This window comes from Sphingobium salicis subsp. salicis (assembly GCF_049472635.1).
Classification (GTDB): Bacteria; Pseudomonadota; Alphaproteobacteria; order Sphingomonadales; family Sphingomonadaceae; genus Sphingobium; species Sphingobium yanoikuyae_A.
Genome location: NZ_JAYRCS010000001.1, coordinates 1,596,249 through 1,617,058, shown reverse-complemented (window position 1 = coordinate 1,617,058; position 20,810 = coordinate 1,596,249). Strand labels below are relative to the sequence as shown.

Annotated in this window: 16 protein-coding genes; 10 read left to right on the top strand and 6 right to left on the bottom strand. The window is 66.2% G+C overall.

Annotated features, from left to right (window positions below):
• Nucleotides 1-12 precede the first annotated feature (12 nt).
• Nucleotides 13-1,467 (bottom strand): AMP nucleosidase, encoded by a 1,455-nt coding sequence (locus VHN57_RS07660; RefSeq protein ID WP_010338771.1) that lies wholly within the window; start codon nt 1,465-1,467, stop codon nt 13-15.
• A 93-nt stretch (nt 1,468-1,560) separates the two neighbouring features.
• Complete coding sequence (locus tag VHN57_RS07655; RefSeq protein WP_125997541.1) at nt 1,561-2,043, bottom strand: peroxiredoxin; 483 nt, start codon at nt 2,041-2,043, stop codon at nt 1,561-1,563.
• A gap of 144 nt (nt 2,044-2,187) precedes the next feature.
• On the opposite strand from VHN57_RS07655, the gene VHN57_RS07650 reads away from it, so the two are divergent.
• From VHN57_RS07650 to trxA, 10 genes are all read left to right on the top strand, one after another.
• Entirely contained in the window at nt 2,188-2,748 is a 561-nt protein-coding gene (locus VHN57_RS07650) for a YqgE/AlgH family protein (protein WP_048937090.1), read from the top strand.
• A 185-nt stretch (nt 2,749-2,933) separates the two neighbouring features.
• Nucleotides 2,934-3,524: a hypothetical protein gene (locus tag VHN57_RS07645; RefSeq protein ID WP_234415565.1), complete on the top strand. Its 591-nt coding sequence runs from the start codon at nt 2,934-2,936 to the stop codon at nt 3,522-3,524.
• A gap of 119 nt (nt 3,525-3,643) precedes the next feature.
• Nucleotides 3,644-5,062 carry an adenosylhomocysteinase gene (gene ahcY / locus VHN57_RS07640; RefSeq protein ID WP_004207176.1) on the top strand — a complete coding sequence of 473 codons (1,419 nt, stop codon included), beginning with the start codon at nt 3,644-3,646 and terminating at the stop codon, nt 5,060-5,062.
• A 180-nt stretch (nt 5,063-5,242) separates the two neighbouring features.
• Nucleotides 5,243-7,591 (top strand): sensor histidine kinase, encoded by a 2,349-nt coding sequence (locus tag VHN57_RS07635; protein ID WP_004207175.1) that lies wholly within the window; start codon nt 5,243-5,245, stop codon nt 7,589-7,591.
• A 7-nt stretch (nt 7,592-7,598) separates the two neighbouring features.
• Nucleotides 7,599-8,042, top strand: a complete 444-nt coding sequence (gene tsaE, locus VHN57_RS07630; RefSeq protein WP_004207174.1) for a tRNA (adenosine(37)-N6)-threonylcarbamoyltransferase complex ATPase subunit type 1 TsaE — start codon at nt 7,599-7,601, stop codon at nt 8,040-8,042.
• The gene (locus VHN57_RS07625; RefSeq protein ID WP_423283378.1) at nt 8,039-9,025 is read left to right on the top strand and encodes an aminoglycoside phosphotransferase family protein; all 987 of its coding nucleotides are present in this window, start codon (nt 8,039-8,041) and stop codon (nt 9,023-9,025) included. Before tsaE ends, VHN57_RS07625 begins: the two co-directional genes overlap by 4 nt.
• A complete protein-coding gene (locus VHN57_RS07620; protein WP_214866603.1) occupies nt 9,022-9,729 on the top strand; it encodes a nucleotidyltransferase family protein in 708 nt (235 codons plus the stop codon). The genes VHN57_RS07625 and VHN57_RS07620 overlap by 4 nt, the downstream gene beginning before the upstream one ends.
• Nucleotides 9,722-12,700 carry a double-strand break repair protein AddB gene (gene addB / locus VHN57_RS07615; protein ID WP_423283376.1) on the top strand — a complete coding sequence of 993 codons (2,979 nt, stop codon included), beginning with the start codon at nt 9,722-9,724 and terminating at the stop codon, nt 12,698-12,700. The genes VHN57_RS07620 and addB overlap by 8 nt, the downstream gene beginning before the upstream one ends.
• Nucleotides 12,681-16,091, top strand: a complete 3,411-nt coding sequence (gene addA / locus VHN57_RS07610) for a double-strand break repair helicase AddA (protein WP_278987640.1) — start codon at nt 12,681-12,683, stop codon at nt 16,089-16,091. Before addB ends, addA begins: the two co-directional genes overlap by 20 nt.
• 32 nt (nt 16,092-16,123) lie before the next feature.
• The gene (trxA, locus tag VHN57_RS07605) at nt 16,124-16,471 is read left to right on the top strand and encodes a thioredoxin TrxA (protein WP_257011054.1); all 348 of its coding nucleotides are present in this window, start codon (nt 16,124-16,126) and stop codon (nt 16,469-16,471) included.
• A 53-nt stretch (nt 16,472-16,524) separates the two neighbouring features.
• On the opposite strand, the gene VHN57_RS07600 is transcribed toward trxA, so the two are convergent.
• From VHN57_RS07600 to VHN57_RS07585, 4 genes are read right to left on the bottom strand one after another with little or no spacing between them, the layout of a single operon-like run.
• Nucleotides 16,525-17,136, bottom strand: a complete 612-nt coding sequence (locus VHN57_RS07600) for a glutathione S-transferase family protein (RefSeq protein ID WP_278987638.1) — start codon at nt 17,134-17,136, stop codon at nt 16,525-16,527.
• A 17-nt stretch (nt 17,137-17,153) separates the two neighbouring features.
• Nucleotides 17,154-17,951, bottom strand: a complete 798-nt coding sequence (locus VHN57_RS07595; RefSeq protein WP_069336035.1) for an inositol monophosphatase family protein — start codon at nt 17,949-17,951, stop codon at nt 17,154-17,156.
• A 12-nt stretch (nt 17,952-17,963) separates the two neighbouring features.
• The gene (argJ, locus tag VHN57_RS07590) at nt 17,964-19,190 is read right to left on the bottom strand and encodes a bifunctional glutamate N-acetyltransferase/amino-acid acetyltransferase ArgJ (protein ID WP_278987361.1); all 1,227 of its coding nucleotides are present in this window, start codon (nt 19,188-19,190) and stop codon (nt 17,964-17,966) included.
• A 51-nt stretch (nt 19,191-19,241) separates the two neighbouring features.
• A complete protein-coding gene (locus VHN57_RS07585) occupies nt 19,242-20,759 on the bottom strand; it encodes a glycosyltransferase family 39 protein (protein WP_278987360.1) in 1,518 nt (505 codons plus the stop codon).
• Nucleotides 20,760-20,810: the final 51 nt, after the last annotated feature.

The window sequence follows — 20,810 nt, the reverse complement described above, 5'->3', positions numbered from 1 at the left end:
GACATTCCGGCCTTACCGAAAGGGGGGCTCGTTGAAGGCACGCAGCTTGCGGCTGTGCAGCTTGGGCCCTTCCTGGCGCAACAGTTCGCAGGCCATCAGACCGACGCGCAGATGGCCGGCAATGGCTTCCTCATAGAAACGGTTGGCCTGGCCGGGCAGCTTCAGTTCGCCATGGATCGGCTTGTCCGATACGCAGAGCAAGGTGCCATAGGGAACGCGGAAGCGATAACCTTGCGCCGCAATCGTCGCGGATTCCATGTCGATGCCGACCGCGCGCGACAGGCTGAAGCGCAGGGCGGAGCTGGAATAGCGCAATTCCCAGTTTCGATCGTCGGTGGTGACGACCGTGCCGGTGCGCAGGCGGCGCTTGAAATCTTCCGGATTGCCCCCGCCCAATATCGCCTCGGCGGCGCTTGCCATCGCGACCTGCACTTCGGCGATCGCCGGCACCGGGATTTCCGGCGGCAGCATCTCGTCCAGCACATGGTCGTCGCGCAGATAGGCGTGGGCCAGCACATAGTCGCCGATCCGCTGGCTGGGGCGCAACCCGCCGCAATGGCCGATCATCAGCCAGGCTTCGGGACGCACCACCGCCAGATGGTCGCAGATGGTCTTGGCGTTGGACGGGCCGACACCGATGTTGACAAGGGTGATGCCGCTGCGATCCGGCGCGATCAGATGATAGGCCGGCATCTGATGCTTGCGCCAGGCGCTGTCGGCGATCATCTGCGCGGGATCGGCGGTTTCGGGCGTAACGAAGACGCCACCCGCACCCGATAGCGCGGTGAAGCGGCTGTCCGGGCGCTGCAGTTCCTTGCAGGCCCAGTCCACGAACTCGTCGACATAGCGATGATAGTTGGTGAACAGGATATAGCGCTGCACATGCTCGGCCGGGGTGCCGGTATAGTGCTTCAGGCGCGCCAGCGAGAAATCGGTGCGGAGCCCGTCGAACAACGCGAGCGGACGGTCCCCTTCGGCATCGGGCGTGAACAGTCCGTCGGCGATCTCGTCGCCGATCTCGGCCAGTTCCGTTGCCGGGAAGTGGCGCGCCAGCTCGGTCGGCGGCGTGCCGTCGAGCGCGTTGATGTCGAGTCCGTCGAGGACATAGGGGAAGGGGATCTGCTGATCCGACAGGCCGGTTTCGACCTCCACGCCATAGTCGCGGACCAGAAGGTCGATCTGTTCGGCGAGATAATCGGCGAACATGGCGGGCCGGGTGACCGTGGTCACATAGCGGCCGGGCTTCGACAGGCGCGCGAACGAACGGCCCGGCGGTGGTGCCTGGCTGTCATCCTGATAGGTGACCCGCAGTTCGGGATAGCAGAAGCGCCGGTCGGCACGAGCCTCGGGCGGCGGGATGCTGCCGTCGCGGGCATAGGCACGCATGGCCTCCCGCAGATTTTCGATGGATGTCTGATAGATGGCGTCGAGTTGCGCGACGATCGCTGTGCCGATGCTCTGTGTCATCACCTCTTGCTACCGCACTTGTGTGACGGAAGGAAGATGCCAGCGAAACAATCGCGCGCCTGACCGATCCGGCCGGGCGCGCGACCGGAAAATTCAGAGCTGTTCGAGCATGAAGTCAGCCGAGGAGACCTTGAAGTCGCCCGGTGCTTCGACGTTCAGTTCCTCGACCACGCCGTCCTTGACGATCATCGAGAAGCGCTGGCCGCGCTCGCCAAGGCCGAACTTGCTGCCGTCCATGGTCAGGCCCACGGCCTGCGCGAAGCTGCCATTGCCGTCTGCCAGCATGGTCACCTTGTCATCGGCGCCGGCCGACTTGCCCCATGCGCCCATGACGAAGGCGTCGTTGACGGCGGTGCAGGCGATCTCGTCGACGCCCTTGCCCTTGAGCGCGTCGGCCTTTTCGATGAAGCCGGGCAGGTGCTTGGCCGAGCAGGTCGGCGTGAAGGCGCCGGGCACCGAGAAGAGGGCGACGGTGCGGCCCGCGAAATATTCGTCCGAAACAACCTGTTCGGGGCCGTTTTCGGTCATCTTCGTGAAGGTGGTGCTGGGAAGGCGATCACCCTTGGCGATGGTCATATCTTGTCTCCTGGCCTGTGGCGTCGCGGAGTTCGTTGCTCGCGCCTTCGCTGTCAAGGGTGCGGGCGCGGAATATGGCACGATGCCCCTTTGTCGCGACGGTCGCCGATTGGCATTGGCGCGTTTCTGCCTATATTCCGCAGCATGACCGATCCGCGCTTTTTTGGCGGCCGCTTCCTACTGGCATTGCCGGGCATGGAGGATGAGCGCTTCGACCATTCCGTGATTGCGCTGTGCGTGCATGACGAGGATGGGGCGCTGGGTATTTCCCTGAGCGAGGAGGTCGAGGGGGTCGGCTTGCGCGATCTGCTCCAGAGTTTCGATATCGACGCTTCGGCCATTCCTGACCAGCCCGTCCTGAAGGGCGGGCCGGTGGAGCCGCGGCGCGGCTTCGTGCTGCATTCGCTCGATTGGGCCGGGCAGGACATGGTGCAGTCCGGGCCGGACTGGGGTCTTTCCGGCTCGCTCGACATATTGAAGGCGATTGCCGAAGGGCGCGGCCCGAGCCGCTATCTTGTCGCGCTGGGCTATGCGGGCTGGGGCGCGGGCCAGCTGGAACGGGAAATGGCGGGCGAAAGCTGGTTCCTGGCCGAGGGCGATGCGGCCCTGCTGTTCGACACGCCTGCGCACCGCAAATGGCGCGCGGCCTATGCCGCTGCGGGGGTCGATTCGGCCCATCTGGTGAGCGGCGGCGGGTCGGCCTGACTTTTTGATCCGTTGCGCTGTCGATTTCCGGCCGTTTCAGGGACAGAACAACAACAGCCATTGGCCGCTTGTTCTGTCATCGTAACTGAACCGTTTAGGGTAAATTCGCCTTAACCATAATGCGATAGAATACGGCAATCGGTCCCGCCCATTCTCTGTCTCTGGGGAATATGCGGGGTTATTTCATGAAGAAGATTATCTGTGCGGCACTTGCCGCAGCGATGCCGCTCGCGCCGGCGTCGGCAGCGACCTGCTGGAAGAAGGATCATGTCGAGGCGGCGCAGGTCCGCAATTTCGAGATGATGCTGATGGTGTCGGCGCTTCGCTGCAATACGAGCGCCTATGATTTCCTGCCGGCCTATAACCAGTTCGTGCGTGAAAAGCGGACGGCCCTGGTCGAGGTGAATGACGCGCTGCGCAGCCACTTTGCGGACGTTGCGGGTCTGGAAGGCGGTCTCGACGCCTATGATGATTATGTCATCATGCTGGCGAACAGCTATGGCGCGGGTGCTGGCGGGCTGGAATGCCGGGATCTTCAGGCGATCCAGGCGGCGGCCAATGCGGTCCCGGCCAATCGGGCTGCGATCTGGAAATTGTCGGAATCTGCCGGCATCGCGCCGCGGATCGATGCGCCCCAGTGCGACATGGCGATCGCGCTGGCCAATGATCTGCTGGCCGACGAAGGTGTAAGCGGCGGCTCTGTGGGTCGATCCATCGCCATGGCCGAAGGGGCAGCGCGCCTGCCGTCCGCACAGGTTCGGGGTCCGGCCAATTAACACATAAAGAAAACTTTATATTGAGTTGCCATGCTTGGCGGCGATTGGTAAAGCCCGACCATCGCCGCCGCCTTCCTTATGCCGGCGGCCGGTCAATTTCTAATGATGGAGACAGGCTCGTGGCCACCGTACCCGCTGACAAGGCGCAGGATTATGTGATCGCCGATATCGGTCTTGCTGCCTTTGGTCGCAAGGAAATCGAGATCGCCGAAACCGAAATGCCCGGCCTGATGGCTCTGCGCGCCGAATTCGGTGCGTCGCAGCCGCTCAAGGGCGCGCGCATCACCGGCTCGCTGCACATGACGATCCAGACCGCCGTGCTGATCGAGACGCTGACTGCGCTCGGCGCGCAGGTCCGTTGGGCGACCTGCAACATCTATTCGACGCAGGACCATGCCGCCGCCGCGATCGCCGCGTCGGGCGTGCCGGTCTTTGCCGTCAAGGGTGAAAGCCTCCAGGAATATTGGGACTATGTCGAGCGCATTTTCGACTGGCACAATGACGACAGCGGCGTCTGCAACCTGATCCTCGACGATGGCGGCGACGCCACCATGTTCGCCCTGTGGGGCGCCCGCGTCGAAGCTGGCGAAGAGCTGTTCACGCCGTCGAACGAGGAAGAGGAAATCTTCTGCGCCGTGCTGAAGCGCGTTCTGGCCGAGCGTCCGGGCTTCCTGACCAAGACCGTCCAGTCGATCAAGGGCGTGTCGGAAGAAACCACCACTGGCGTGCATCGCCTGTATGAACTGTCGAAGAAGGGCAAGCTGCCCTTCCCGGCAATCAACGTGAACGACAGCGTCACCAAGTCGAAGTTCGACAATCTCTATGGCTGCAAGGAATCGCTGGTCGACGCCATCCGTCGCGGCACCGACGTCATGCTGGCCGGCAAGGTCGCCTGCGTTGCCGGTTTCGGCGATGTCGGCAAGGGTTCGGCGGCCTCGCTGCGCAACGGCGGCGCCCGCGTTCTCGTGACCGAAATCGATCCGATCTGCGCCCTGCAGGCGGCGATGGAAGGTTATGAAGTCGTGACGATGGAAGAAGCCGCGCCGCGCGCTGACATCTTCGTCACCGCCACCGGCAACGAAGGCGTCCTGACCGTCGATCACATGCGCGCCATGAAGAATATGGCGATCGTGTCGAACATCGGTCATTTCGACAGCGAAATCGAAATCGCGGGTCTCGCCAACATGAAGTGGACCGAGATCAAGCCGCAGGTCGACGAAGTCGAATTCCCCGACGGCAAGAAGATCATCGTTCTGTCGAAGGGCCGTCTGGTGAACCTCGGCAACGCCACCGGCCACCCCAGCTTCGTGATGTCGGCTAGCTTCACCAACCAGACGCTGGCCCAGATCGAGCTGTGGACCAAGAGCGAGACCTACGGCAACGACGTCTATGTCCTGCCCAAGCATCTGGACGAGAAGGTCGCCGCGCTGCACCTGGAAAAGCTGGGCGTGAAGCTGACCCAGCTCAGCCAGCGTCAGGCCGACTATATCGGCGTACCGGTCGAAGGCCCGTTCAAGCCGGACCACTACCGCTACTAAAAATTGAAAAAGGGGGAGGGCCATCCTCCCCCTTTTGCCTTATCCGATGCCCGGACCATGTTGTGCCGGGCATTCATCATATCTGGGCGCTTTCCGCCGACGCCAAGTTGCGTTAGGCCCGTGGCCATTGGTCTGTATGAACGATAAACAACTGGTCGCGAACGGGATGGGAATGGCGCAATGGGGTCTATGAGCCCGCTTGCCACTTTGTTGCTGGGCACGGTGATGGCCGGCTGGCTGGGGGCTGCGATATGGGCGCTGATCACGGGTCAGCGCATGCGCCGCGCAGGGATGCAGGCGCAGGGCAAGCTGGATCGGCTGACGACGCTGCTGGCGTCGGCGCCGGCTGCGCCCGTCATCATTCATCCCGACGGCCGGATGGAGGCCGCCGACCGGCTGGGCAAATGGCTGGGCCGGGACCGCGTGCCGACCTTCGTGTCCGAACTGACGGCGCCCGATGGCGGGCTTGAGCCGGCCGATGCCGCTGCGCTGGGGCGCGAGATCGGCGCCGCACAGAAAGCGGGCAAGAGTTTTTCGCTGCCGATCCGGGGCAGCGGTTCGTCGCGCACGCTGCTGGTTCGCGGTGCGCCAGCCGGGCCGGCGCTGGCCGCCAATGGCGGCGTCGTGCTGTGGATCTTCGACGCGACCGACAGCCAGGCGGAAATCCAGGCGCTGAGCGCGACCGTCGGGCAATTGCGCGAGGCGCTGGAGGCGCTTGCCGGACTGGTCGAGGCCGCGCCCTTCCCTATGTGGCACCGCACGCCCGACCTGCGCCTGAGCCTGGTCAACAGCGCCTATGTCCGTGCTGTCGATGGCGCCGGCGCCCATGACGTGATCATGAACGGCACCGAACTGGTCGAGAATGTGAACGGCTTCAGCCCGCAGGACGCCGCGGCACAGGCGCTCGACGAAGGCAATTCGCTTGCCCGTATCGTTCCGGCAACGATCGATGGCGAACGGCGGACGATGCGCGTCGTCGACGTGCCGCTGGGCGCGGCCGGGGTCGCAGGTTTCGCGATGGACCAGCATGAGCTGGAACAGGCGCGGGTTGAGCATCGTCGGTTGGAAGCGGCGCAGCGCGATCTGCTCGATCGGCTGTCGGCCGGTGTTGCGCGCTTCGGTCCCGACCGGGCGCTGCGTTTCTGGAACCAGCCCTTCATCAGCCTGTTCGGCCTGAAACAGGAAGCGCTCACGGATGCACCGCTGTTCGAGCGTGTGCTGGATCAGATGCGCGATGCCCGCCGCCTGCCGGAAAATCGCGACTTCCCGGCCTGGCGCGCGGAGCGGCGCGACTGGTTCCTGTCGCCGGATCCGCTGGAGGAAAACTGGCTGCTGGTCGATGGCACGCATTTGCGCGTCTATGCCCAGCCGCTGCCCGATGGTGGCCTGTTGCTGATCTTCGAGGATCGGACCGAACAGGTGCAATTGTCGAGTGCGCGCGACACGCTGCTGCGGGTGCGGACGGCGACCTTCGACAATCTGTTCGAGGCGATCGGTGTCTTCTCGTCGGATGGGCGCCTGCATCTGTGGAACAGCCGTTTCCGCACCATCTGGGACATCAGTGAAGAGGCGCTGGGCAAGCATCCCCGCATTGATGAATTGATGCGCGCCGTGCAGAGCCGCCTTGCCAAGCCACAGCAGAGCAATCTGGTGCGCGAACTGGTCCGCGCGGCAACGGTCGAGCGCAAGCAGCGTGTCGGCCATGTCGGCTTTGCCGACGGGCGTATCTTCGAATTTGCCGCCATTCCGCTGCCGGACGGCAATGCGCTGTTCACCATGCTGGATGTCACCGACAGCCGGCGGGTCGAACAGATGCTGCGCGACCGCAACGAGGCGCTGGAGCAAGCCGACAAGGTCAAGACTGCCTTCGTCACGAACATGAGCTATGAATTGCGCACGCCGCTGACGACCATCGCCGGCTTTGCCGAGATGATGAGTGCGGGCTATGCCGGTGAACTCAGCGACAGCGCGGTCGAATATGTGAACGGCATCCTGCAGAGCACCGGGCGCCTGTCGATGCTGATCGACAATGTGCTCGACCTGACCCAGGGCGAGGCCGGCACCTTGCCGATCGAACGCAGCGAGGTCGATCTGGCGGCGCTGGTGCGCGCCAGCGTCGCGCGCATCGACGCCGAGGCGAAGGCCAAGGGGATCGATCTTGCCGTCACCCTGCAGGATACGCTGGGGGTGATCCAGGGCGATGCGCGCCGGATCGGCCAGGCGGTCGATCATCTTCTGGAGAATGCGGTGCGCTATTGCGGCTCCGGCGCACGGGTGCTGTTGCACGGCGATGGCGGCCCCGATCTCGCCCGTCTGGTCGTGTCGGACAATGGCCCCGGCATCGATGCCACCCGGCAAGCCACGATCTTCGATGCAATCAGCCGCGCCGAGCAAAATCGCAAGGGCGCGCGCGCGACGATCGGCCTGCCGCTGGTCAAGCAGTTGGCGCAGGCCCATGGCGGCACGTTCGAACTGGTATCGGAGCCGGGTCAGGGAACGATGGTCGTGATCGAACTGCCGCGTGGCTGAGCTGGATATGATCCTGGAGGGCGAGGGCGCCCAGCTCGATCTGGGCCGACGACTGGCGAGCCATGTCCGCATCGGTGACGTCATCGCGCTGGAAGGTGGATTGGGTGCCGGCAAGACGACGCTGGCGCGGGGCCTGCTGGAAGGGCTTGGTCTGGAGGGGGAGGCGCCCAGCCCCAGCTTCGCGATCGTCCAGCCCTATGACATTCCCGATGTCCGCCTGCCGGTCGCGCATGTCGATCTCTACCGGCTCGATGATGCGGAGGAAGCGGCCGAGCTGGCGCTGGACGAATATCTGCAGGACAGCCTGCTGATCATCGAATGGCCCGACAGGCTGGGCGATGGGCTCTGGTCGCACGCCCTGTTTCTGACCATCATGATCGAGCCGGATGGCGCACGGCGCTTGACAGCGCGCGTGCCCGACGCTTGGACGGATCGATGGTCACAGATATGATCCCCCCCGCAACCGCCCCCGCTTTCCTCACGCAGGCGGGTTGGGATGGCGCCGCCATCGTTCCGCTTGCCGGCGATGCGTCCTTCCGTCGCTATTTCCGCGTCGTCGATGGTGGCCGCCGTGCCGTGCTGATGGACGCGCCACCGCCGCATGAAGATCCGCGTCCGTTCATCGCGATCGCTCAACATCTGGTGGGTCAGGGCTTTGCCGCACCCGCGATCCTGGCGCAGGATCTGACGCAGGGGCTGGTCCTGATCGAGGATTTTGGCGACGAGCGCCTGAAGGAACATGTCGAGGAGGATCCGGCGGGCGAACTGGCGGTCTATCGCCGCGCGATCGATCTGCTGGCCGACCTGCACAAGCTGCCCGCAGCGGATGTCCCGCCCTATGACCGCGCGGTCTATCAGCGCGAGGTCGGGCTGCTGACCGAATGGTATTGCCCGGCGCTGGGGCTGGACGTCGATGCCGACGCCTATCATGCGGCCTGGGACGCGGTGCTGCCGATCGCCGAACAGTCGGCAAGCCCGGTCGTCACCGTGCTGCGCGATTATCATGCCGAAAATATCATGCTGATCGACCGGCCCGAGGTACGCGGCCTGGGCCTGCTCGATTTTCAGGACGCGCTGGCCGGCCACCCGGCCTATGATCTCGTTTCGCTGCTGCAGGATGCCCGGCGCGACGTGTCGCCGGAGCTGGAAGCCGCGATGCTCGCCCATTATCATGCGGTCGCCAATCCGCCGGCCGATTTCGATGCCGCCTATGCGGTGCTGGGTGCCCAGCGCAACGCGAAGATCATTGGCATCTTCACCCGCCTGTGGAAGCGTGACCACAAGCCGCGCTATCTGTCCTATCTGCCGCGCATGTGGGGGCTGCTGGAACGCGACCTAGCCCATCCGGCGCTGGCGCCGGTCAAGGCCTGGTTCGACGCCAATATCCCTGCCGACAAGCGTCATCATGCGCTCGCGGAGTTTGACCAGGCATGATCGATACCGCCATGCTCATGGCAGCAGGACTCGGCAAGCGGATGCGCCCGCTGACAGCGACCCGTCCCAAGCCGCTGGTGAAGGTCGCCGGCAAGGCGCTGATGGACCATGCGCTCGATCGCCTGGCCGCTGGTGGGATCAAGACGGTGGTGGTCAATGTCCATTATCTCGCTGATACAGTCGAGGCGCATCTCAGGACGCGCAAGGACATGGACTTCCGCATTTCCGACGAGCGGGCCAAGCTTCTGGAAACCGGCGGAGGGCTGATCCACGCCAAGCCACTGCTCGGCGACAAGCCGTTCATCTGCGCCAATAGCGACAATCTCTGGATTGATGGTCCGGCCGAGACGCTGGGCATGATGCAGCGGCTATGGGATCCCGAACGGATGGACGCGCTGCTGCTGCTGGTGCCGCTGGCGCGGGCCAATTGCCATAGCGGGCCGGGCGATTTCCATATGGATGCCAATGGCCGTCTGACCCGGCGCAAGACCGCCCATGTCGCGCCGTTCGTCTTCACCGGTGTGCAGATACTCTCCCCCCGACTGCTGGTCGATCCGCCGGCCGATGTCTTTTCGACGAACATCTTCTGGAACCGTGCGATCGAGGCCGGGCGCCTCTATGGCGCGGTGCATCAGGGGTTATGGTTCGACGTGGGCACGCCGCAGGCCATTCCCGTCGTGGAGTCGATGATCGCCCATGGGTGATCGAGCCAAGCCGGCGCTGTACACCATCCCGGCGCACCGCGCCTTCGCCGACGCGCTGGTCGCCGGCATATTGGCGCAGCAGGGGAGCGATCCCATCCGCCTGGCGCAGGGCATGATCCTGTTGCCCAGCAATCGCGCCGTCCGTGCCGTGAGCGACGCCTTTGTCCGTCGGGCTGAAGGCGGTTTGCTGCTGCCCCGTCTGGTCGCGCTGGGCGATCCGGAACTGGGCGAGGAAGTGGGGGGCGCGCTCGATCCGCTTTGGGAGGGCGATGCCGTTCCCGCGGCCATCCCGCCGATGCGACGACAGATGATCCTGGCGCGCATGGTGCAGGATGCCGGCGGCGCGGCGGATGCTGGCCAGGCGCTGCAACTGGGGCAGGCGCTCGGCGCTGTGCTTGACCAGATGCAGGTGGAGCGGGTGCCGCTCGATGCGCTGTCGAAGCTCGACCTGATCGAGGGGCTGTCGAGCCATTGGGAAAAATCGCTCGATCTCTTTTCCATCCTGATCGCCCGCTGGCCGGCAGAACTAGCGCGGCTGGGCCTCATTGACCTGGCCGACCGGCGCAATCGGCTGTTCGACCGGGTCGCAGCGCGCTGGAGCGAAGCGCCACCACCGGGGTTCATTGTCGCGGCCGGCATCAGCGCCACCGCGCCGGCGATCGCCGGGCTGCTGCGGCGGATCGCCGAACTGCCCAATGGACAGGTGGTGTTCGCCGGCCTCGACCAGAATTTGGACGAGGACGCCTGGGCCGCGATCGGTCCGTTCCCGCCCGATCCCGTCACCGGCCGCAGCGCTGCGGGACATGAGACCCATCCCCAATATACGCTCAAGCGCCTGCTCGACCGGATGAGCGCCAGCCGCGAGGATGTCGCCCAGTGGCGTTGGGGCAGCGAGCATGATGCTCGCGCCGTGCGCGGCCGCAATATTTCCAACGCGATGCTGCCGCCGCGCCTGACAAGTCGTTGGCGCGACCTCAAGACCGCCGACCGCTCGCTCGCCGGGGTCGAAGCGCTGGAGGTGGCGACGCCGGGCGAGGAAGCGCAGGCCATCGCCATCGCGCTGCGCGAGGCGCTGGAAACACCCGAACGCACCGCCGCGCTGGTGACGCCGGATCGGCAGCTGGCGGTGCGCGTCTCCGCGCATCTGCGCCGCTGGGGCATAGAGGCCGACGACTCCGCCGGTCAGCCGCTCTCTCGCCTGCCGCCCGGCACCTTGCTGATCGCGATGGCGGAGGCCGCGGCCGAGCGTTTTGCGCCGGTCGCGCTGCTGACCCTGCTCAAGCATCCGCTGGTGATGCGCGGCGAAATGCGCCTGCCCTGGCTGGAGGGGGTGCGTCAGCTCGATCTGCTGCTGCGGGGGCCGCGGCCGCAGGCGGGGCTGCGCGGCATCGACCTGCTGCTGGAGGCGCGTGAGGGCGAGGACCGGCAGAAGGAGCTACGTGCGCAGGCCCGCGCCTGGTGGCCCTGGGCGCGCGATCTGCTCGAACCGCTGGAGGCCGCCTTCGCGCTCGCGCCCGATCTGGCCGGGCAATTGGCGGCCGTGCGCGAGCAGGCCGGCGCGCTCACCAATGACGCGCTCTGGGCGGGGCATCAGGGCCATGCCGCCGCCGACCTGTTCGCCGAGATGGAGGCCGCCGCCACTGAAGGGCCGCGCCAGGCCGATATCCGCTCCTTGCCCGCACTGCTCGACCATATGCTCGGCGGCGTGTCGGTACGCCCGCCACAGGGCGGGCATCCGCGCATCGCCATATTGGGTCTGGTCGAGGCGCAGCTGGTGCAGGCGGACCTGATGATCCTGGGCGGCCTCAACGAAGGTAGCTGGCCGGGCCTGCCTTCGCCCGATCCCTGGCTGGCGCCGCGCATTCGCCGCGAACTGGGCTTGCCGGGCCTGGAAACCCGGATTGGCCTTGCCGCGCATGATTTCGCGAGCGCGCTGGGCGCGCCGCATGTCCTCATCACCCGTGCCCGGCGGGGCAGCGGTGGGCCGGCGATTGCTTCGCGCTTCTGGCTGCGGCTGAAGGCGATGGCGGGGCCGCAATGGAAGACGGCCGATCGCTATCGCCTGCTGGCCGATGCGCTGGACCTGCCGCCCAGCCATCGGCCGTCCGCGCGCCCCGCGCCGGTGCCGCCGCTCGCCGCCCGGCCGACCCGTATTCCGGTCACCGATGTCGACCGGCTGAAGGCCGATCCCTTCGCTTTCTATGCCCGGCGTATCCTGAAGCTCAATCGCCTCGATCCGGTCGATGCCGATGCCGGGCCGGCCTGGCGCGGCACGATCGTGCATGAGATATTGGAGCGTTGGGCGCAGGGCGGCAGTCGCGATCCGGCCGATCTGGAGGCGCGCGCCCGCGCCATGTTCGCCCGGCCCGATGTTCATCCACTGCTGCGCGCGCTATGGCAGCCGCGCCTGATCGAGGCGATCCGCTGGATTGCGGCCGAAGTCGCGAAGGACCAGGCGGCGGGCCGCCATATCCTGGCGGTGGAGACGGAAGGCAAGGCGGAGATTGCCGGCGTGCTGCTGACCGGCAAGGCCGACCGCATCGACCGCATGCCCGACGGCAGCATCGGCATTGTCGACTACAAGACCGGCAAGCCACCCAGCGCGCGACAGGTGCGCGGCGGCTACGCGCTACAACTCGGCCTGCTCGGCCTGATCGCGGAATCCGCCGATGGCGCCTTTCCCGGCGTGGCCGGCGCGCGGGTGGCGGGCAGTTTCGAATATTGGTCGCTGGCCAAGAAGGGCGACGCTTTCGGCTATCGCGAAAGTCCGGTCGATGTGGCGGGCAAGCGCGACAAGATCGTCACCGCCGATTTCACCGCCTTCGTTTATGACCAGTTCCGCGACGCGGCCGAAACCTGGCTCACCGGCACCGCGCCCTTCGCCGCGCAGGTCAATCCGGAAGTGGCCAATTATGGCGATTATGACCAGCTGATGCGGCTGGAGGAATGGTATGGGCGCGACGATGGCTAAAGGCTCCAGCCCTTTGCAACCGCTGGCCGGCGCGCAGGCGCTGGCCGCTGCGCCCGACGCCCATGTCTGGCTGTCGGCCTCCGCCGGCACCGGCAAGACCCATGTGCTGACCGCGCGTGTCTTCCGCCTGCTGCTCCAGGGCGTGCGGCCGGAAAATATCCTCTGCCTGACCTTTACCAAGGCCGGCGCGGCGGAAATGGCCGACCGCATCCATGATCGACTCGCGACCTGGGTGCAGGCCGAGGAGCGCGACCTGTTCAACGATCTGGAGGCGCTGGGTGAAGAGAGCGGGCCGGAGGCGCGCGACCGCGCCCGCCGCCTGTTCGCCGAAGTGCTGGAATCGACCGGCGGCGGCCTGCGCATCCAGACCATCCATGGTTTCTGCCAGCAATTGCTCGCCTCCTTCCCGCTGGAGGCGGACCTGGCCCCCGGATTCCGCCCGCTCGACGCGCGCGAACAGGGCGTGCTGGCCCGCCAGACATTGGCCGACATGGTCATCCGCGCCGAGGAACTGGGCGATGGCGACCTGATCGACGCCTTGCAGGCTTTGAGCCTGCGGCTGGGCGAGGGCGCGGCCGAGACGTTCCTGCTGCGCTGTGCCGCGCGCCTTTCCGCGCTGGCAGAGCTACCCGGCGATATCGGCCCCTGGCTGGCACGCGAACTGGGCCTGCCCGAAGGCGATATCGACGCCTGGCTGGCGGACCAGTGCAGCGACGCCATGTTCGACATGCGCAGCCTGGCCTGGGTGGCGCAGGCCAATGCCGACTGGGGCACAGGGCGGGCACTGGAGCGCTGCGACAGGATCGCCGCCTGGCGCGGCCGCGATCCCGCCGCGCGTGCCGCAACCCTGACCGACCTGCATAGCGCCTGGGCGAAGGCGGATGGCGACCTCATCTCCGCCAAGGGCTGGGTGCCACCGATCGACGGCTATGGCGAGGCGACGGCGCGGCTCCATGCCCGTTGCGCCGAACTGATCGGTGTCAAGCTGCAGGCCGAATATGCCGCACTGCTGGCCCGCGCGCTCCATGCCGGCCGCGCCTATGCCCGCGCCTATGACGAGGCCAAGCGGCTCGCCGGCGCAGTTGATTTCGATGATTTGATCGCGCGCACGGCGTCCCTGCTCCAGAAGGAGGGGATCGCCGAATGGATCCGCTACAAGCTGGATCAGCGGATCGACCATATATTGGTCGACGAGGCGCAGGACACCAATGTCCATCAATGGGCGATCGTCGGTGCGCTGGCCGCCGAGTTTTTCGCCGGTGACGGTTCCAAGGCCGACAAGGTCCGCACCATCTTCACCGTGGGCGATTTCAAGCAGGCGATCTTCGGTTTCCAGGGCACCAGCCCTCAGGCTTTCGCCGCCGCGCAGATGGTGTTCGCCCGCCATGCCGACATGGCCGGCCATGCCTTCCACGACCTATCGCTCGATCGCAGCTTCCGCTCGACGCCGCCGGTTCTCGACCTGGTCGACCGGACGATCGCGACCTTGCGAGCGCAATCGCTGGGCCTGACCGAGGGCGAAGTGCGTCATATCAGCGCCAATCGCCATCCCGGCGAGGTGCTGCTGTGGAAGCCGACGATCGCGGGCCTGGCCGACGAGGTCGAGGGCGAGGAGGATTGGGTCGCCGATCAGGAACGGGAACTGGCCGGTAAGATCGCGCGCCAGATCCGGCAATGGATCGACGAGAAGATGATGCTGGAAGCGCGGGGGCGCCCGGTCCGCCCTGGCGACATCATGATCCTGGTCCGCCGCCGCAGCGAACTTGCGCGGCTGATCGTCGCGCGCCTCTATGAGGAAAAGGTGGCGGTTGCCGGCATCGACCGCCTGCGCCTCAATGCGCCGCTGGCGGTGCGCGACCTGCTGGCCGCGCTGCGCTTTGCCACGCAGCCCGACGATGACCTGAACCTTGCCGCCCTGCTGGTGTCGCCGCTGATCGGCTGGACCCAGAACGAACTGATGGAGCGGGCCATCGGGCGCAAGGGTGGCCTGTGGCGCCATCTGCTCCAGCGGCTGGACGACGCGCAATTACAGCCGCTGCGCCAATTGCTGGGGCAGGCGGACTTCACCACCCCCTATCGCTATCTGGAGGCGATCCTGTCCGGCCCGATGGACGGCCGTCGCCGGCTGATCGAGCGGCTGGGGGCGGAAGCGGCCGACCCGATCGAGGAATTGCTGAACGCCGCGCTGGGCTTCGAGGCGGACGACCATCCCTCGCTCCAGCGCTTCATCGACTGGTTCGATCGCGGCGAAGTCGAAATCGTCCGCGACGCGGCGGCACAGGGCGATGCGCTGCGGTTGCTGACCGTGCATGGCGCCAAGGGGCTGCAGGCGCCGATCGTGATCCTCGCCGATGCCTGTCTTGATCCCGACGCCGGCAACCGTATGGATTCGCTCGAATGGAACGGCCTGCCGATCCTGGCCCCGCGCAAGGGCGAGCGACTGGGACCGGTCGGCGAGGTCGCGGCCGATGCCGCCGCGATCGAACGCGAGGAGCATTGGCGCCTTCTCTATGTCGCCCTGACCCGCGCCGAGGAAAAGCTGATCGTCGCCGGATCGCTCGGGCCAAGGGCGAAGGGCGAGGTCAAGCCGCAAAGCTGGTATGGCGCGGTCGATGCGGCGATGGTCGACATGGGCTGTGATTGGGAGGCCGATCCGCTCTGGGGCGCCCGCCGGCGCTGGCGCGGGGCCGAGGTGCTGACGCCCAAGGCCGCGCAGCCCGAAAGCGCCGAGGACAAGCCGGTGGTGGTCGAGCCGGAGTGGCTGCGCGCGCAGGCGCCGGCGGAACAGCGTCCGCCCCGGCCGCTGGCGCCGTCCGCGCCGGTCGAGGATGATGTCCCCAACCCGCCGCCGACCGCCGCGATGCGCCAGGCGGCCGAACGCGGTCGCTGGCTTCATGCCCTGTTCCAGCGACTGCCCGATCTGCCGGCGGAGCGACGGCGCGAAGGAGCCGAACGCTGGCTGGAGCAGCAGGGGGCAGGGGATGTCACTCTGCGCCGAGACGTGATTGACCATGCGCTGCGCGTGATCGAGGATCCGCATTTCGCCGCCCTGTTCGCGCCGGGTGCGCTGGCCGAAGCGCCGATCGCCGCGGTCGTGGGCGAAGCGGTGATTGCCGGCAGCGTCGACCGGCTGCGGGTCGAGGCCGACCGGGTCCAGCTGGTCGATTTCAAGACCGGGCGGATGACGCCGCGCGATGCGGAGGAAGTGCCAGTCCCCCATGTCCGGCAGATGGCGGCCTATGTCGCCGCGCTGGAAGTGATCTTCCCCGGCCGCGCGGTGGAAGCAGCCCTGCTCTATACCAGCGTGGCGCGCCTCATCGCGCTGCCGGCGGCGCAACTGGCGCCCTACAAGCCGGGCTTTTCGCCCACGCAGCAATATTTGCTGCTGTGACCCGTTGAGCAGCGGGCGCAGCCATCCTAGATATTGACCAACTTAAGGAGTTTGCAGTTATGGCCACCAAGGCAGTTACCGATGTCAGCTTCAAGCAGGACGTGATCGACGCCGACAAGCCCGTGCTTGTCGACTTCTGGGCGGAATGGTGCGGCCCGTGCAAGATGATCGGCCCGGCTCTGGAAGAGATTAGCGAGGAGCTGGCCGACAAGGTCACGATCGCCAAGATCAATATCGACGAAAATCCCGATGCGCCGGGCCAGTATGGCGTGCGGGGCATCCCGACGATGATCCTGTTCAAGAATGGCGAAGTCGCCGCGACCAAGGTCGGCGCCGCGCCCAAGAGCGCGCTCAAGGGCTGGATCGAAAGCGTCCTCTAAGTCGCTGGTAAATCTAAAAAGGGGACGGCAGCCCGGCTGCCGTCCCCTTTTTATTAGCTGAGCGAGATCATTACCAGTTCGGCATAGGCCGGCTTTTCGCGCAGCCGATCATACCAGGCGCGCAGATGCGGCAGGTCGGGCCGCGGCATGTCGAGCGTGAAATAGGTATGGGCGTAGACGCCCATCGGCACATCCGCGACACCGAAATTGACACCCGAAAGCCATTCTTGATCCGCCAGCGCCCGGTCGAGGATCGTCATCGCCGCGCCGGACGCCTGCGCCGATTGCTCGACGACCTGTAAATTTCGCTGTCCATCTTGGCGTCGCACCAACTGGATGAAGGCGTCGCGCTGGGCGTCGGCAAAGCTGAACTGCCAGTCCATCCATTTGTCGCCCTGCGCCCGCGGCGCTGGGTCGGTGGGATACATCTCGTCCGGCGCATAACGATGGGCGAGATAGCGCAGGATCGCGTTGGACTCCCACAGTATGACATCGCCATCCTCGATCGTCGGGATCAGGCGATTGGGGTTCATCGCCAGATAGGCGTCGGACATGCCATGTTCCATGCCGACATCATGGCGGACGAAGGGCAGGCCGATTTCCTGCGCGAACCAGGCGACCTTCTTCACATTATGCGAATTGAGGCGGCCCCAGATCGTCAGCATGTTCGGTCTTCCTTCGGTCAGGCGTAATAGGTCTTGGCCGCCAGATCCCACAGGCGCGGCGAGGACGCGCCCATCAGGCCCCGACGCTGTTCACCGACCCGATAGGCGCTGCCGTCGAGCCGCTGGCAGCAGCCCCCTGCCTCATTGACGAACAGGGTGCCGGCCGCATGGTCCCAGGGCAGCACGCGCGCGAAGATCGACACGTCATTCTGGCCCAGCACCAGCCGGGGATATTGCTCGGCGGCGCAGCGGGGAATGTCCACCATGGTGAAAATGGCCTGCGACTTGCGCTCCATTTCGGCCCGTTCCTCCGCCTCCATGAAGATGGTGGAAATGGCAGCAATCGGCAGGTCGCCGCTACTTTCCTTCGCCATGATCCGTTCGCCGTCGACATGGCTGCCGCCGCCCAGGGTCGCATGGCACAACCGCCCGGTCAGCGGATCGAGGATCCAGCCGGCCAAAGTGGCGCCATTGTCGGCCAGCGCGATCATGATGCCGAAGGGCGGTTTGCCCGACGCGAAATTGCCCGTGCCATCGATCGGATCGATAATCCAGTTGAGGCCGTCGCCGGCGCGGTCGAGGATCGACGGGTCGGCTGCGCAGGCCTCTTCGCCGATGACCCCGGCTTCGGGCAGGATCGAGGTCAGCCCTTCGGCCAGCCGGATTTCGCTTTCCTTGTCGGCGATGGTGACGAAGTCGTTCGCCGCCTTCTCGCTAATCTCTTCCGCCGCCAGATTCTGGTAGCGGGGCATGACGATGTCGCGCCCCACCTGCCGCATCAGCGCGACGACGGGATCATGCAGTTCCACCATCATGCGCCGGCCCCCTTAGCTGCGATAGTCCGCGTTGATCGAGATATAGCCGTGGGTCAGGTCGCAGGTCCACACCGTGGCGCGGCCTTCGCCCAGGCCGATATCGACGCCGATGACGATGTCCTGCCCCTTGAGATGCGCCGCCACCGGTGCCTCGTCATAGCCGTCGAGCGCTAGGCCGCCGGCCGCCACCTGGGTCGCGCCGAAGCGGATGGCGAGCTTGTCGCGCTCGGCCGGTTCGCCGGCCTTGCCGACGGCCATGACGACGCGCCCCCAATTGGCGTCCTCGCCGGCGATCGCGGTCTTCACCAGCGGCGAATTGGCGATGGAGAGGGCAATGCGATGGGCGCTGGCGTCGCTTTCGGCGCCCTCGACCGTGATTTCGATGAACTTGCTGGCGCCTTCGCCGTCGCGCACGACCAGATGGGCGAGTTGGCGGCAGAGGTCGGAGAGCGCGGCGGCGAAGGCGTCGGCGCCGGCATCTTCCATCGACGCGAGCGGGGCATTGCCGGCCTTACCGGTGGCGAAGGCTAGCACCGTGTCGCTGGTCGAGGTGTCGCTGTCGACGGTGATACAGGAGAAGGTCCGCTTGTTGGCAGCCGACAGCATCTGCTGCAGCAGCGCCGGATCGATCGCGGCGTCGGTAAAGATATAGCCCAGCATCGTCGCCATGTCGGGCGCGATCATGCCAGATCCCTTGATGATGCCGACCAGATCGACGCGTGTGTCGCCGATCATCGCCGAGACATGGGCGCCCTTGGCGTAGGTGTCGGTCGTGCCAATGGTCTTGGCCGCATCCTCCCAACCGCAGGGCGCGGCGACGAAGGCCGCTTCCAGGCCCGCCTCGGCCTTGTCGATCGGCAGCGGCACGCCGATCACGCCGGTCGAGGAGACGAAGATGTCCGACGGCTGGCACGACAGGTGATTGGCGACCTTGGCGGCGATAGCCTCCACGGCGGCGCGGCCGCGATGGCCGGTGAAGGCGTTGGCGTTGCCGGCATTGACGACGACGGCACGGGCCTGGCCCATCGGGATGGCGTCCCGGCACCATTCGACCTCGGGCGAGGGGCATTTGCTCTGCGTCGTCACGCCGGCGACCGCCGTGCCTGCGTCCAGCTCGACATAGGTAAGGTCGCACCGGTCCCAATTCTTGTATCGCGCCTTGGCGACACGCAACGTCACGCCGGCAATGGCGGGCAGGGCGGGAAAGGTGGCGGGGGCAAGGGGGGAACGGTCGGTCATGGGGCGCGGCATGAGCGAAATCCCCCTTTGCGTCAATGGCTCGATCGGGCGCTAGTCCCGCAGATAGAGGCGCCCGACGCCATCGGGCATCGGGACCATGCGATAGCCATGGCCACGGGCATAATTTTCCAGGCTGTCGTCGGGCCGCAGCGGCAATTTCCGTGTGCCATGTTCATAGCCGGTAAGGATCGCCGCCGGCATGGCGCGATCCAGGCCTGGCAGGGTGGCAGGCGTCAGCGCATGGAGCCGGCGCGCCTGCTCGGGGCGGAGCGTCCAGCCGGTGCGATAGACGAACGGGCCGGTTGCAAGGCGCGGATCGAGCGCCAGGCCGCTGTCGATTGCGAGATGCGGGGAGAGGGTGAGGATATCGGCGCCGCCCGCGGCGCGCACCGTCATGCCCAGCCAATCGGCATTGGCCTGCACGGCCAGCAGCGGCGATCCGGCACGGGCGGCCGTTACCAGATCCCGGATCGAGGGAATGAGACCGGGGATCGCTGCCAGGCAGAGCAGCGCCAGCATCGCCTTGCGCCGCAGCGGCCGCCAGTGACGGGCATCGTCGAGCAGATAGCCGAGGGCAAGGGCGAGCGGCGGCAACAGCGGCATCAGATATTGCAATTGCGTAGGGGTCGGCAGCGCGGCCCCGATCAGCGCGCCGCCACTCATCCAGATCGCCAGCCGACGCCCGGATGAGCGCGTGCGGCCACGGGTCGCGATCCAGTTGGCGATGAGCAGCAGCAAGGCGACAAGCGCCGGCCCCTTCCAGAGATATTTGAGAAGGTCGCGCAGCTTTTCCGCCGTCGCCAGCTCCTGCGCGGCGCCGTTGGCGGCATACCAGGCGTGGGGCGCGGTCATGCCATAGGTCAGGATGCCGTACAGAAAGCCGTCCGGCCCCGATATCCAGGCGATGGCCATGGGCGCCATGCCCAGCAGCGCGCCGAGTGCCAGGAACAGGGCGGCGCGAATAGCGTGCCGGCCGCCGCTGGCAATGACGAACAGGCCGACGGTCGCGCCGAGCGGGGCGAAATTGAGCTTTGTCGCGATGGCAAGGCCGTACAGCAGGCCGGCTCCAAGCCAGTGGCGGTCCGAGCGATGGCGCAGGCCAAGCAAGGTCAGCAGCATTGCGGCGGAGGCCAGCAGGGTCGCCAGCATATCGTTGCGGACAACGGAGCCGCTGAACTGGAACGCGGCTGTTGCTGCCATCAGTAGCATGGCCAGGGTAGCGCTGGAGCGGGATATGCCTGCCGCACGCTGGGCCGCCCAGATGAGCGCAAGCGTCGCGAGTGCCATGACGGCGGTGGCAAGGCGCATCGCCAGTACCATATGGCCCGATGCCAATAGGCTCAGCGGTGCCAGCACCCAGGCGTGCAGCGGCGGCTGAAGATAGAGAAAGTCGCGAAACATGACCGCATGGCCGCTGAAATAGGCGCCTGCGACATATTGGCTTTCGTCATGATCGAAGGGTGCGGCAATCGCGGCGATCAGGAACCAGCCGGTCAATGCGCTGACCAGCAGCGCCGCCAGAGGCAGGCGCAATCGGCGCGACGGCGCCATGGAAATGGAACGATACACCCTGTTTGCGACCCTTGTTGTCGTGGCGCTCTTGCGGCGGCGTGCGCCCAA